This is a genomic window from Variovorax sp. DAIF25 (assembly GCF_050711835.1).
GTDB lineage: Bacteria > Pseudomonadota > Gammaproteobacteria > Burkholderiales > Burkholderiaceae_C > Variovorax.
Genome location: NZ_CP136636.1, coordinates 294,262 through 306,837, shown reverse-complemented (window position 1 = coordinate 306,837; position 12,576 = coordinate 294,262). Strand labels below are relative to the sequence as shown.

Here is a 12,576-nt window from a genome sequence, read left to right as displayed (position 1 = left end):
CCCGCCCGATGCCCGCCCTCGCCCTGATCTTCAATGCCTTCGTCTGGGGGCTGTCGTGGTTTCCGTTCCGCCACATCGAAGGCCATGGCCTGCATCCGGTGTGGACCACCTGCCTGATCTACCTTGCGATCGCCACCGTGGTGGGCCTGCTGCGCCGCGGCGCCTGGGCCAGCTTCGTGGCGCATCCGATGCTGGTGCTGCTGGGCCTCGCGGCCGGCTTCACCAACGTGGGCTTCAACTGGGCCGTGACGCAGGGCGACGTGGTGCGCGTGGTGCTGCTGTTCTACCTGATGCCGCTGTGGAGCGTGCTGCTGGGCTGGACGGTGCTGGGCGAGCGGCCCACGGGCGGATCGCTGGCGCGCGTGGCGCTGGCGCTGGCCGGCGTGGCGGTGGTGCTCAAGACGCCGGGCACCGACTGGCCCGTGCCCTCGAGCCTGCCCGACTGGCTCGGCGTGGCGGCGGGCTTCGGCTTCGCGGTCACCAACATCGTGCTGCGCCAGCTGCGCGCGGCGCCCGGCGAATCGCGCGCGCTCGCGATGTTCTGCGGCTGCGCGGTGGTGGCGGGCACGGCCGCGCTGACCGGCACCGCGCTCGGCGCCTTCGCGCCGCCGACCGCCGCCTCGCCGGGCTGGATCGGCTGGGCCGCGCTGCTGGGCTTCGGCTTCGTGATCGCCAACGTCTGCCTGCAGTACGGCGCCGCGCGGCTGGCGGCCAGCGCGACCGCGGTGATCATGCTGTCGGAGGTGCTGTTCGCGAGCGTGTCCTCGGTGGCGCTGGGCGCGGCCACGATGAACTCGCGCATCCTCGCGGGCGGCGCGCTGATCGTGGCGGCCGCGGTCTGGTCCTCGTTTGCGCGAACGCCCGCCGCGAGCGAAGATCGCGCTCCTTCGACCCCCTGAGGAAACTCCCCATGACCAGCGTCTACGACTTCGAGGCCAGGCAGATCGACGGCCAGCCGGTGAGCCTCTCGGCCTTCAAGGGCAAGGTGCTGCTCATCGTCAACACCGCGAGCAAGTGCGGCTTCACGCCGCAGTTCGCGGGCCTCGAGGAACTGCACGAGAAGTACGCCGACCAGGGCCTCGCGGTGCTGGGCTTCCCGTCGAACCAGTTCGGCGGCCAGGACCCGGGCACCAACGAGGAGATCGGCGCCTTCTGCATGAAGAACTACGGCGTGAGCTTCCAGATGATGGAGAAGATCGACGTCAACGGCAGCGGCGCCGCGCCGCTCTATCAGTGGCTGGTGAAGGAGAAGCCGGGCCTGCTGGGCAGCACCGCCATCAAGTGGAACTTCACCAAGTTCCTGGTCGGACGCGACGGCCAGGTGCGCAAGCGCTATGCGCCGCTCGACACGCCGGCCTCGCTCTCGCGCGACATCGAGGCGGCGCTCGCCTCCTCCGCCTGACGCTCAATACCTGAAGCTCGCGGTCGTCGAGCCGCTGCCGACCGTGACGGCCTGGCTCTTCGACTCGCCGCCCTGGGTGGTCGCGACCACCGTGTAGCGGCCCGCGGGAATGTCGACCAGGCACACCGGCCCCGAGGCGCGCAGCGAGAGCGCGGCGGCGCCGTCCGCCCCCTTGATCTCGACCTGCAGGTCGGCCAGGTAGGCGCCGTCGGCACGCGCGAACAGCAGCGCCAGCGGGTGTTCCTTCATCGCGGCGCGCATGGCCTTCGACTCGTCGGAGCCGATGCCGCCGCAGACGTAGCGCGTGGCGCCCTCGCCCTTCCAGGCGGGCATGGCGGACTGGGCCTGGGCGCTGGTGAAAGCACCGGCTGCGAGCGACAGGAAGGCGGCCGCGAGCGCGGCACGGGTGGGAAAGCGGGACATGGGACGTACTCCTTGGCGCGATGGATGCAGAAATGATGCGCCGGCGCCACAGTCGGGCGAGTCGGACCAGGGCGCGGCCGCGTGTGCGGCGGTGGCGCAGCCGACCGGAAGCGCCAGGACGACCGGACCCGCTACAGTCGGCGCTCCCGCACTTCCACGCCGCCGTCCTGGCGCCGTTCTCGCCATGCGCCATCGCGCCACCCCGCTGATCCTCCTGGCCCTGGCGGCCGTTCTCGCCGGCTGCGCGACCCGCACCGCGCCGCGCGTGACCATGCTCGGCGACGGCGTGCTGCGTTCGCCGAGTCCCGAGGAGGCCGAGGCCTACTGCCGCAACTTCGGCGCGCCGCTGCGCTTCGTGCCGCCGACCAAGGGCCGCGCGCCGCAGGGCGAGGTCACCTACCGCTGCGATTGAGGGCTCAGCCGGCCGGCTGCAGCGCCGCGTCGAGCAGCTCGACCCAGTGCCGCACCGGCAGCTCGCCGCTGCCGCTTTGCAGGTGCGTGATGCAGCCGATGTTGGCCGAGGCGATCGCCACCGGCTGCAGCTGCTTGAGGTGGCCCAGCTTGCGGTCGCGCAGCGGATAGGCGAGCTCGGGCTGCAGCACCGAGTAGGTGCCGGCCGAACCGCAGCACAGGTGCGATTCGTTCATCGCCACACGAACGTCGAAGCCCAAGGCACGCAGATGGGTCTCGATGCCGCCGCGCAGCTTCTGGCCGTGCTGCAGGGTGCAGGGCGGGTGGTAGGCGATGGTGCCGGGCGTCGCGCGCACGCGCGGCTTGAGCGCGGGCACCAGGTCGGGCAGCAGTTCGCCGAGGTCGCGCGTGAGCTCGCTGATGCGCGCGGCCTTCAGCGCATAGGCCGGGTCGTTGCGCAGCACGTGGCCGTACTCGCGCACGGTGACGCCGCAGCCCGAGGCGTTCATCACGATGGCTTCCACTTCGTCGCGTTCGACCAGCGGCCACCAGGCGTCGATGTTGGCGCGCATCTGCGCCTTGCCACCCTCCTGGTCGTTGAGGTGGAACTTCACCGCGCCGCAGCAGCCGGCCTCGGGCGCGAGCACGGCCTGGATGCCGCCCGCGTCGAGCACGCGCGCGGTGGCGGTGTTGATGTTCGGCATCATCGAGGGCTGCACGCAGCCCGCGAGCATCAGCACCTTGCGCGCATGCGTGGCCGTGGGCCAGGCACCGGCCGCCTGCTTCGCGGGCACCTTGGCCTTCAGTCCCTCGGGCAGCAGGCCGCGCACCGACTGGCCCAGCGTCATCGCGGGGCCGAACAGCGGCGAGGGCAGGCCTTCCTTGAGCACCCAGCGCGTGGCCGATTCCATCGCGGGACGCGGCACCTTCTCGTCGACGATGCGCCGGCCGATGTCGACCAGGTGGCCGTACTGCACGCCGCTCGGGCAGGTGCTCTCGCAGTTGCGGCAGGTCAGGCAGCGGTCGAGGTGCAGCTGCGTACTGCGCGTGGGCGCCTGGCCCTCGAGCACCTGCTTGATCAGGTAGATGCGCCCGCGCGGGCCGTCGAGCTCGTCGCCGAGCAGCTGGTAGGTCGGGCAGGTGGCGGTGCAGAAGCCGCAGTGCACGCACTTGCGCAGGATGGCCTCGGCCTCGCGGCCGTCGTCGGTGCCGCGGAATTCAGGAGCGAGCTCGGTTTGCATCGTGGGGTCGGTTCTTGTCGTTGTCTCGTGAAACTCGCCGGCCTCAGGGGCCGGAGGACGCGTCGTTCTTGCGCCGCGGGCGGATCGCGCCGAGCAGCTGGCGCAGGTGGGCCGAACGCCGCACGTCCTCGATGAAGGGCGGCAGCGACAGCGCCAGCAGCAACGCCGCGAGCGGCACCACGCAGACGAAGCCGACGTAGGTGAAGCCGGCCGCGCCGACGATGCCGCCCGTGACGAACATGCCGACCAGCCCCGCGAACAGCCGCAGCCGCGCGCCGTTGTGGCGCACCGGTCCCGCCGGGGTTTCGCCGGGCTTCGCCCGGCGGTTCCAGTACAGCAGCTTGCCGAGCTCGATGCCGAGGTCGGTGAGGTTGCCGGTCATGTGGGTGGTGCGGATGCGGCCGCCCGAGGTCTTGGAGCCCACCGCGTTCTGCAGCCCCATGATGAAGGAGAGCAGCAGCACCGTGAGCGGCACTGCGAAGGGCGTGTGCCAGGTCAGCGTGATCGCGCCCATCAGGCCGAAGGGCAGCATCAGCGCCGACTCGAGCAGCAGCGGCAGCGCATAGACGCTGCGCAGGTGGTGCTGGCGCGCCCAGTTGACCAGCAGCGCCGAGACCGCCGCGCCCGCCACGAAGGCCAGGATCGCGCCCAGCGCATTGAGCAGCAGGGTTGCGTTGCCGAGCACCAGGCCGTCGGCCACCTGCGAGGTGAAGCCGGTCATGTGCGAGGTGTACATGTGCAGCACCAGGAAGCCGCCCGCATTGACGGCGCCGGCGTTGAACGCGAGCAGCAGGCCGAGCATGTGGTTGGTCGAGGGCGCGCGATGGCGGCCGGTGAGAAAGCGCAGGCGCCGCATGGGGATCGTTCAGTCGAAGGCGTGCAGGCGGCCGCGGTCGAACACGGCGTGCGGATCGAACTCGCGCATCAGCGCGCGGTGGATGCGCTCGACGGCGGGCTCGAGCCGGTCGAAGCGCGGCGCCGCGGCCTCGTGGGCTTCGCCGTTCGCGGGCAGGCGGAACAGCGTCGCATGCCCGCCCGCCGCGCGCGCGGCCTCGCGGATGCGCGCGGCCGCGGCCGGCGTGGGCGGCGCCTTGTACCAGCGCTGGCCGCCATGCCACTCGACCAGCGGCGCACCGAATTCCTCGAGCCCCAGCACCGGCGCGGTCTGCGGCACCGACAGGCGCCACAGCGCATCGGGCCCGGCCGCGGTGTCGAACCACGGCAGGCTCTGCTCGCGCAGCGACTGCCAGTCGGCCGCGGCGCGCTCCTTGTCCTTGCGTTCGCCGCCGAGGTGCGTGCACGCGGCCTCGACCGCCGCCACCGCGCCGCGCAGCCGCAGGTAGAGCGCGCCGGCGCCCGCGTACTCGAACCAGCAGCTCGCGTTGAGCGGCAGCGGCCGGCCGCCCCATTCGTTGAGCAGCCGCAGCGCATCGGCCTGGTCGCACGCGAACTCCAGCGTGGCCTCGGCCGGCGGCACCGGCAGCACCTTGAGGCTGACCTCGGCGATCAGGCCCAGCGTGCCGAGCGAACCCGCGAGCACGCGCGAGACGTCGTAGCCCGCCACGTTCTTCATCACCTGGCCACCGAAGCTCAACACCTCGCCGCGGCCGTTGACCAGCGTGGCGCCGAGCACGTAGTCGCGCACACTGCCCACGCTGGCGCGCGACGGGCCCGCGAGGCCCGCGGCGACCATGCCGCCGACGGTCGCATCCGCCGCGAAGTGCGGCGGCTCGAAGGCCAGGCACTGGCCCTTCTCGGCCAGCGCCGCCTCGAGCTCGGCCAGCGGCGTGCCCGCGCGCACGGTCACGACCAGCTCGCTGGGTTCGTAGCTCGCGATGCCCGCGAGCGCGCGCGTGTCGAGCAGCTCGCCGCGCGGCGCCTCGCCGTAGAAGTCCTTGCTGCCGCCGCCGCGGATGCGCAGCACGGTGCCGTCGGCGGCCGCGGCGCGGATGCGCTCGACGGCCTGGCCCAATTCGTGGTCGATGCCGCTGCTCATCAGAACCTCGGCAGCTCGGGATGCGGCAGCCGGCCGCCGCGCACCACCTGCTTGCCGTACTCGGCGCAGCGCTGCAACGTGGGGATCACCTTGCCGGGGTTCAGCATCCCCTCGGGATCGAAGGCGCGCTTGACGCCGAACATCTGCTCGTTCTCGGCGGCCGTGAACTGCACGCACATGCTGTTGAGCTTCTCCACGCCCACGCCGTGCTCGCCCGAGACGGTGCCGCCCATCGCGACGCTGGTCTCGAGGATGTCGGCGCCGAACAGCTCGCAGCGGTGCAGCTCGTCGGGGTCGTTGGCATCGAACAGCACCAGCGGATGCAGGTTGCCGTCGCCCGCGTGGAACACGTTGCAGCAGCGCAGGCCGTACTTCTGCTCCATCGCCTGGATCGCGAGCAGGATGTCGGCCAGCCGCTTGCGCGGGATGGTGGAGTCGAGGCACATGTAGTCGGGGCTGATGCGGCCCGAGGCCGGAAAGGCGTTCTTGCGCCCGCTCCAGAAGCGCATGCGCTCGTCCTCGCTGTTGCTGACCGCGATGGCGGTGGCGCCGCAGCCGCGCAGCACGGCCGTCATGCGGCCGATCTCCTCCTCGACCTCCTCGGGCGTGCCGTCGGATTCGCACAGCAGGATGGCGGCCGCGTCGAGGTCGTAGCCCGCGTGCACGAAGTCCTCGACGGCGGCGGTCATGGGCTTGTCCATCATCTCGAGCCCCGCGGGGATGATGCCCGCGGCGATCACCGCGGCCACCGCGTCGCCGGCTTTGCGCACGTCGTCGAAGCTGGCCATGATGCAGCGCGCCAGCTGCGGCTTGGGCACCAGCTTCACCGTGACCTCGGTGGTGACGGCGAGCATGCCCTCGCTGCCGATCACCAGCGCCAGCAGGTCGAGGCCGGCGGCATCGAGCGCCTCGCTGCCGAACGCCACCGGCTCGCCCTCGGCCGTGAAGCCGCGCACCCGGAGCACGTTGTGCAGCGTGAGGCCGTACTTGAGGCAGTGCACGCCGCCCGAGTTCTCGGCCACGTTGCCGCCGATCGAGCAGGCGATCTGGCTCGAGGGATCGGGCGCGTAGTAGAGGTTGTAGGGCGCGGCGGCCTCGCTGATGGCGAGGTTGCGCACGCCGCACTGCACGAGCGCGGTGCGCGCGACCGGGTCGATCTTGAGGATGCGATTGAACTTGGCGAGCGACAAGGTCACGCCCATCTCGTGCGGCATGGCGCCGCCCGACAGCCCCGTGCCCGAGCCGCGCGCCACCACCGGCACGCCCAGCCCGTGGCAGGTGCGCAGCACGGCCGCCACCTGGTCCTCGGTCTCGGGCAGCGCCACCACCAGCGGCCGCTGGCGGTAGGCCGTGAGGCCGTCGCACTCGTAGGGCGTGGTGTCCTCGGCATGCCAGATCAGCGCATGCGCCGGCAGGTGGGCCTGCAGCGCGCGCACGACCTGCGACTGGCGTTCTGTCTTCTGGAGCGACGCATGCTGCGTCGGGCTCGGGGGCGCGTTCATGGGCGAAGTCTCTTCTCGGTGTTCTTCTGCGGATGGCTGGCGGGGGCCGGCCCCCCACTCTAAGGAAATGCGCGGCCTCCGGGTTGAAGGATTTTTGCGGCGGACTTGAGGAATCTTCGCTGCGCCGCACGGGCTCAGCGCAGCGCCTGCACCAGCCAGTCGGCGAAGGCCGCGCACTCCCAGCGCTCGAGCGCGCCCGGCTGCCAGCACAGCGTGTGGCGGTGCGGCGAGCGCACGGCATGCTCCGACAGCGCCACCAGCCGACCCGATTCGAACCAGGCCGCGCCCATCTTCTGGCGCACCAGCGCCACGCCGAAACCGCTGGCCGCCGCGTCGTAGACCAGGCCCAGGTCGTTGAACTGCGAGCCCAGCTGCGGCTCGGGCTGGTCGATGCCGCAGCTCGCGAACCAGGTGCCCCAGGGTTCGAGCGGGCTGCGGATCAGCCGCGCGGCCGCGATCTCGGCCGCGGTGCGGAAACCGTGGAACGGGCCGAACTCGTTGAGGTAGCTCGGGCTGCAGGCCGGCACCACCAGCTCCTCGAGCAGCGGGCGATGCTCGCAGTCGGCGTAGTTGCCGCCGCCGTAGCGCACCTCGAGGTCGGCCGGCTCGGCGGTCACGTCGAGCAGCGGGATCGACACCTGCAGCACCAGGTCGATGTCGGGATAGATGTTGCGGAACAGCTCGAGCCGCGGCATGAGGAACTGGCGGCTGAAGGTCGGCGTGACCGCGAGCCGCAGCCGCGTGGCCGCGCGCTGGCCCGCCGCCGCGTTGCCGCCGCCCGCATGCGCCTGCAGCGCCGCCAGGCCGGTGCGCACGTTGGCGAGATAGGCCGCGCCGTCGGCCGTGAGGCTGAAGTCGCCGCGGCCGAACAGCTTGAAGCCCACGTGCGACTCGAGCTGGCGGATGCGGTGGCTGACCGCGCTGGCGGTCACGCAGAGCTCGTCGGCCGCGCGGCCCGCGTGGCGCAGCCGCGCCAGCGCCTCGAAGGTCACGAGGCACTGGATCGGCGGGATGTGCTGCAGGGCCATGCGGCGCGGGCTAGTCCTCGAAGAAATGGACCGGCAGGCCGGGCGTCTCGACGCGCATCGACAGCACCATGCCCGAGGCGGGCTTCTGCGCCAGTTCGGCCTCGGGCCGGCCCTTGCGCGCGGTGGTGACGAACAGCGTGCGCAGGTCGTCGCCGCCGAAGCAGGGCATGGTCGGGCACTGCACCGGCAGCGCGAAGGCCGCCACGACCTCGCCCGAAGGCGCGAGGCGCAGCAGCTGCGCGCCCTCGAACATCGCGACCCAGTAGTGGCCCTCGGCATCGACCGTGGCGCCGTCGGGCCGCCCGCCATAGGCCAGCGCCGAGCCAGGCACCCAGCCCTCGGGCTTGGCGTCGAACCGCTTGAAGACGCGGCCGTGCGAGAGCGTGTTGTGCGCCGCATCCCAGTCCCAGGCGCGCACCGCGTGGGCCGGCGTGTCGGCCCAGTAGAGCGTGCGCGCGTCGGGCGAGAACGCGAGGCCGTTGGCGGTGGTCACGCCCTCGGCCATCTGCGAGAGCATCGGCGACTGGCCGTCGTCGCGGCGCGCGTCGAGGCAGTAGAGCGCGGCATTGGCCCGGTCCTTCGCCTCGTTGATGCTGCCGGCCCAGAAGCGGCCGAGCGCGTCGCACTTGCCGTCGTTGAAGCGCATGGTGGCCGCGTCGTGCTCCACGCGCGCGATCGCGGCCAGCGCGCCGCCCCATTCACGCGCGCGGTAGATGCCGTCGCGCAGCGCGATCACCAGGCCGCCGCTGCGCGCGGGCGCCATGCAGCCGGGCTCGGTCGGCAGGTCCCAGCGCTCGACCGCGCCGCCCGCGCCGATCTCGCCGCGCGTGCGCAGCACCGCGCGGCCGGGAATGTCGAGCCAGTACAGGGAACGTTCCTGCGGGTGCCAGAACGGCGATTCGCCGAGGGCGCTGAGGCTGTTGTCCAGGGGGGTCCACATGACGGGGATTGTGCCCCCGCGCCACGGTCCGCCGCTGTCGGACCGCACCGGGCCGCGCCGGGCCGAGGACAAAAAAAAGCCCGCTCGCACCGGAGTGCTTGCGGGCTGAACATCCAAAGGAGACTCTCGCTGAAAAAAATGGGCTTCAGGAAACCTTGGAAGGACCTTGGAAAAATAGGGTGGTGGTCTGGTGGTGGACCGCGGGTCCCTTCCTCTGGAGCGAGGAACCCGCGGTGTCCTTGTCGCGTGTCGGAGCTTGTCCGATCAGCGGTTGTAGGCGGTTTCGCCGTGCGACGAGATGTCGAGGCCTTCGCGCTCTTCCTCTTCGGTCACACGCAGGCCGAGCACCAGGTCGGCGATCTTGAAGGCGATGAACGCCACGACGCCGGACCAGACGATGGTGAACAGCACGCTCTTGATCTGGATCCAGACCTGGGCGCCCATCGAGAAGGTGTCGGGGGTCAGGCCGCCGGTGCCGCCGAGGCCCTGGGCCGCGAACACGCCGGTCAGGATGGCACCCAGGATACCGCCCACGCCGTGGACGCCGAACACGTCGAACGCGTCGTCGGCACCGAGCATGCGCTTGAGACCGCCCACGCCCCAGAGGCAGACCAGGCCGGCCAGCAGGCCCAGCACGATCGACCCCATCGGGCCGACGAAGCCGGCGGCGGGGGTCACTGCGACGAGGCCGGCGACGGCGCCCGAGGCGGCACCCAGCATCGAGGCCTTGCCCTTGTGCAGGCTCTCGCCCAGGATCCAGGACAGCGCGGCGGCAGCGGTGGCGAGCACCGTGTTCACGAAGGCCAGGCCCGCGGCGGCGTTGGCGGCACCCGCCGAGCCGGCGTTGAAGCCGAACCAGCCGACCCACAGCAGCGAGGCGCCGACCATGGTGAGCGTGAGCGAGTGCGGCGTGAAGGCTTCCTTGCCGTAGCCGACGCGCTTGCCGACCATGTAGGCACCGACCAGGCCGGCCACGCCGGCGTTGATGTGCACCACGGTGCCGCCCGCGAAGTCGAGCGCGCCGTCCTTGCCGAGCAGGCCGCCGCCCCAGACGATGTGGGCCATCGGCACGTAGGCGAAGGTGAACCACAGCACCGAGAACAGCAGCACGGCCGAGAACTTGGCGCGTTCGGCGAAGGCGCCGACGATCAGCGCCACGGTGATGGCGGCGAAGGTGCCCTGGAACGCGACGAACACGTACTCGGGGATCGTCGTGAGCGCACCGAAGGTCTCCTGCGACACGCCCTTGAGGAAGATCTTGTCGAAGGTACCGACGAAGCTTCCTTCACCCGTGAAGGCGAGGCTGTAGCCGTAGATGGCCCACAGGATGCTGATCAGCGAGAAGATCACGAAGACCTGCATCAGCACCGACAGCATGTTCTTCGAGCGGCCCAGGCCGCCGTAGAACAGCGCGAGGCCGGGGATGGTCATCAGGATCACGAGCAGCGTGGAGGTCAGCATCCAGGCGGTGTCGCCCGAATCGACCTTGGGTGCCGGTGCCGCGGCCGGTGCGGCGGCGGGCGCTGCAGCAGCCGGTGCCGCTGCGGCGGGCGCGGCAGCCGGTGCCGAGGCCTCGGCGGCCGGTGCCGAAGCGGCGGCGGCGGGCGCGGGCGTCTGCGCGAAGCCGGTGGTGCCGGCGGCAAGCACGCTCAAGCCGAGCGCGAGGGAGACAAGCAGTTTTTTCATGGACGTTGTTCTTTCGGGCCTGGACTCGATCAAAGGGCTTCGCGGCCCGTTTCGCCGGTGCGGATGCGCACGACCTGCTCGAGGTTGTAGACAAAGATCTTGCCGTCGCCGATCTTGCCGGTGCGCGCGGCACCTTCGACGGCTTCGATCACGCGGTCGACGAGGTCATCCGAGACCGCCGCCTCGATCTTGACCTTGGGCAGGAAGTCGACGACGTACTCCGCGCCGCGGTAGAGCTCGGTGTGGCCCTTCTGGCGGCCGAAACCCTTGACCTCGGTGACGGTGATCCCCTGCACGCCGATGGCCGAGAGGGCTTCGCGCACTTCGTCGAGCTTGAACGGTTTGATGATGGCTGTGACCAGCTTCATGAGTTGCTCCTTTGGATGGAAAGAATTCGCGCGGCAGCATGGGCCGCGCCTCGTTGTGTTCTGTGCTTACAGCGTCTTCGTCAGCGTGAGGATGAAGCGCGGCTTGTTGGGCGAGTAGACCTGCTGCACCGTGTAGAAGCCGAAGTCGTACAGCGGGCCGGCCGCGACGTTGAACGCGTCCTTCTTGTTCGCGCCCTGCACCGAGCCGGTGAGCGTGAGACCGCCGCCGAAGTCGTAGGTGGCGCCGACGTTGTAGTCGACGTAGTTCTTGGCGGCCGTGTTGTGGCGGATGTCGCTGGAGAAGCGGGTGAAGCCCACGGCGGCCTTGAGCGTGACCTTGGGCACGATCTCCTTGCTGTAGCTCAGGTTCAGGTAGCCGGTGTTGCGGCCCTTGAGGCCCGAACCGTTCTTGTTGCCGGCGTAGCCGAAGTAGTCCTTCGACACCGTGTGCGAGTACTTGGCCGTGAACGAGCCGAAGGTTTCGTTGGCGTAGGTGGCCGCGCCGTAGAGCTCGGTGGTGTTGCCGAGGGAGTTGCCCGGGTAGATGTAGGTGAGCGCACCGACGTCCATGTCCAGCGGGCCGGCCTTGAACTTGTAGCCGCCGTACAGGTCGACCTCGACGCTGTTGCCCTTGAGCCAGTTGACGCTGGAGTTCCAGTTGCCGACGTAGAAGCCGCTCTCGCCGAAGGCGTAGTCGAAGCCGCCCTGGATGGCGGGCTTCACGCCGCGGGTCTTGGCGAAGTCGTCCCGGCCGATCATGTCCTGGTCCTGGCCGCGGAACTTGTAGTTCGTGGTCAGCGAGATGTTGGCCGTGATCGGGGAAGCAGCGGGTGCCGCGGCAGGCGCCGCCGCAGCGTCTGGGGTGGCCTGCGCCAGGGCGGCGCCCGACGTGGTCAATGCGGTGGCCAGGACGATCAGGGCCTGGGCGGCGGAACGGTGCGTCATCGGGAACTCCTCGCAAGTAGTGTTGTGGAACCTGATGACCCTCAAAGCAGGGAGCGTGCCAAAGTGCACATCCCCCGGTGACCGGTTGAAGCGCGCCCAGGGAAGCCAGCCAAAAATGGTTACAAGCGCAAGGCTTTGTGCCTTGCACCGAAAAAAGAACAAGACGCCCGCGACGACCGGAATCGGGCGCACCAATATAGGGAGGAAGCAGAGAATGAGTCTGTCTTTGGTGCAAAGCCGCGCCTTGCTCGGGCTGGAAGCGGCCAGTGTCACGGTCGAGGTGCATCTGGCCAACGGCCTGCCGAGCTTCACGCTGGTCGGGCTGGCCGAGACCGAGGTCAAGGAAGCGCGCGAGCGCGTGCGCTCGGCCATCCAGAACGCCGGGCTGGAGTTCCCGCACAACAAGCGCATCACCGTCAACCTGGCGCCGGCCGACCTGCCCAAGGACTCGGGCCGCTTCGTTAGAGAGCGTTCACTCTGTTAGAACAGAATGTGTTCTCTGACAGTCTCGTTAGAGATGAGTAGCAGGAGGGGTCCGGGGAGGGGCACATGACGCGGAAGGCTGTGGATAACTTTCGATTGGAGCGCTGGCGCGGGCTGCACGCGGCCGTCTTGCTGCCGCTCCTGGCTGACT

At 70.3% G+C, this 12,576-nt stretch carries 13 protein-coding genes and 1 pseudogene; 4 read left to right on the top strand and 10 right to left on the bottom strand.

Features of this window, described 5'->3' with window-relative positions; genetic code table 11:
- Positions 1–8 precede the first annotated feature (8 nt).
- Both R0232_RS01390 and R0232_RS01385 read left to right on the top strand, forming a co-directional pair.
- Positions 9–899 (top strand): DMT family transporter, encoded by an 891-nt coding sequence (locus R0232_RS01390; protein ID WP_431511019.1) that lies wholly within the window; start codon positions 9–11, stop codon positions 897–899.
- Positions 900–910: 11 nt separating this feature from the next.
- Complete coding sequence (locus R0232_RS01385; RefSeq protein ID WP_431511018.1) at positions 911–1,402, top strand: glutathione peroxidase; 492 nt, start codon at positions 911–913, stop codon at positions 1,400–1,402.
- A gap of 3 nt (positions 1,403–1,405) precedes the next feature.
- On the opposite strand, the gene R0232_RS01380 is transcribed toward R0232_RS01385, so the two are convergent.
- A complete protein-coding gene (locus tag R0232_RS01380) occupies positions 1,406–1,825 on the bottom strand; it encodes a carboxypeptidase regulatory-like domain-containing protein (RefSeq protein WP_296774536.1) in 420 nt (139 codons plus the stop codon).
- 184 nt (positions 1,826–2,009) lie between these two features.
- On the opposite strand from R0232_RS01380, the gene R0232_RS01375 reads away from it, so the two are divergent.
- The gene (locus tag R0232_RS01375; protein ID WP_208509050.1) at positions 2,010–2,237 is read left to right on the top strand and encodes a hypothetical protein; all 228 of its coding nucleotides are present in this window, start codon (positions 2,010–2,012) and stop codon (positions 2,235–2,237) included.
- Between the two features lie 4 nt (positions 2,238–2,241).
- On the opposite strand, the gene glcF is transcribed toward R0232_RS01375, so the two are convergent.
- The 9 genes from glcF to R0232_RS01330 form a co-directional block, all read right to left on the bottom strand.
- Entirely contained in the window at positions 2,242–3,477 is a 1,236-nt protein-coding gene (glcF, locus tag R0232_RS01370) for a glycolate oxidase subunit GlcF (RefSeq protein WP_431511017.1), read from the bottom strand.
- Between the two features lie 43 nt (positions 3,478–3,520).
- The gene (locus R0232_RS01365) at positions 3,521–4,333 is read right to left on the bottom strand and encodes a YoaK family protein (protein WP_208509052.1); all 813 of its coding nucleotides are present in this window, start codon (positions 4,331–4,333) and stop codon (positions 3,521–3,523) included.
- 9 nt (positions 4,334–4,342) lie between these two features.
- On the bottom strand, positions 4,343–5,473 hold the full coding sequence (glcE, locus tag R0232_RS01360; RefSeq protein WP_431511016.1) for a glycolate oxidase subunit GlcE: 1,131 nt from the start codon (positions 5,471–5,473) through the stop codon (positions 4,343–4,345).
- Positions 5,473–6,975 (bottom strand): FAD-linked oxidase C-terminal domain-containing protein, encoded by a 1,503-nt coding sequence (locus R0232_RS01355; RefSeq protein WP_431511015.1) that lies wholly within the window; start codon positions 6,973–6,975, stop codon positions 5,473–5,475. The genes glcE and R0232_RS01355 overlap by 1 nt, the downstream gene beginning before the upstream one ends.
- 134 nt (positions 6,976–7,109) lie before the next feature.
- On the bottom strand, positions 7,110–8,003 hold the full coding sequence (locus R0232_RS01350; protein WP_431511014.1) for a LysR substrate-binding domain-containing protein: 894 nt from the start codon (positions 8,001–8,003) through the stop codon (positions 7,110–7,112).
- Positions 8,004–8,013: 10 nt separating this feature from the next.
- A complete protein-coding gene (locus R0232_RS01345; protein WP_431511013.1) occupies positions 8,014–8,943 on the bottom strand; it encodes an SMP-30/gluconolactonase/LRE family protein in 930 nt (309 codons plus the stop codon).
- A 264-nt stretch (positions 8,944–9,207) separates the two neighbouring features.
- The gene (locus R0232_RS01340; RefSeq protein ID WP_296774521.1) at positions 9,208–10,629 is read right to left on the bottom strand and encodes an ammonium transporter; all 1,422 of its coding nucleotides are present in this window, start codon (positions 10,627–10,629) and stop codon (positions 9,208–9,210) included.
- A gap of 29 nt (positions 10,630–10,658) precedes the next feature.
- Complete coding sequence (gene glnK, locus R0232_RS01335) at positions 10,659–10,997, bottom strand: P-II family nitrogen regulator (protein WP_007833403.1); 339 nt, start codon at positions 10,995–10,997, stop codon at positions 10,659–10,661.
- Between the two features lie 66 nt (positions 10,998–11,063).
- The gene (locus R0232_RS01330; protein WP_093343929.1) at positions 11,064–11,942 is read right to left on the bottom strand and encodes a TorF family putative porin; all 879 of its coding nucleotides are present in this window, start codon (positions 11,940–11,942) and stop codon (positions 11,064–11,066) included.
- Positions 11,943–12,156: 214 nt separating this feature from the next.
- Here R0232_RS01330 and R0232_RS01325 point away from each other — a divergent pair.
- Positions 12,157–12,402, top strand: a pseudogene (locus R0232_RS01325) (magnesium chelatase domain-containing protein); the annotation flags it as partial.
- Positions 12,403–12,576: the final 174 nt, after the last annotated feature.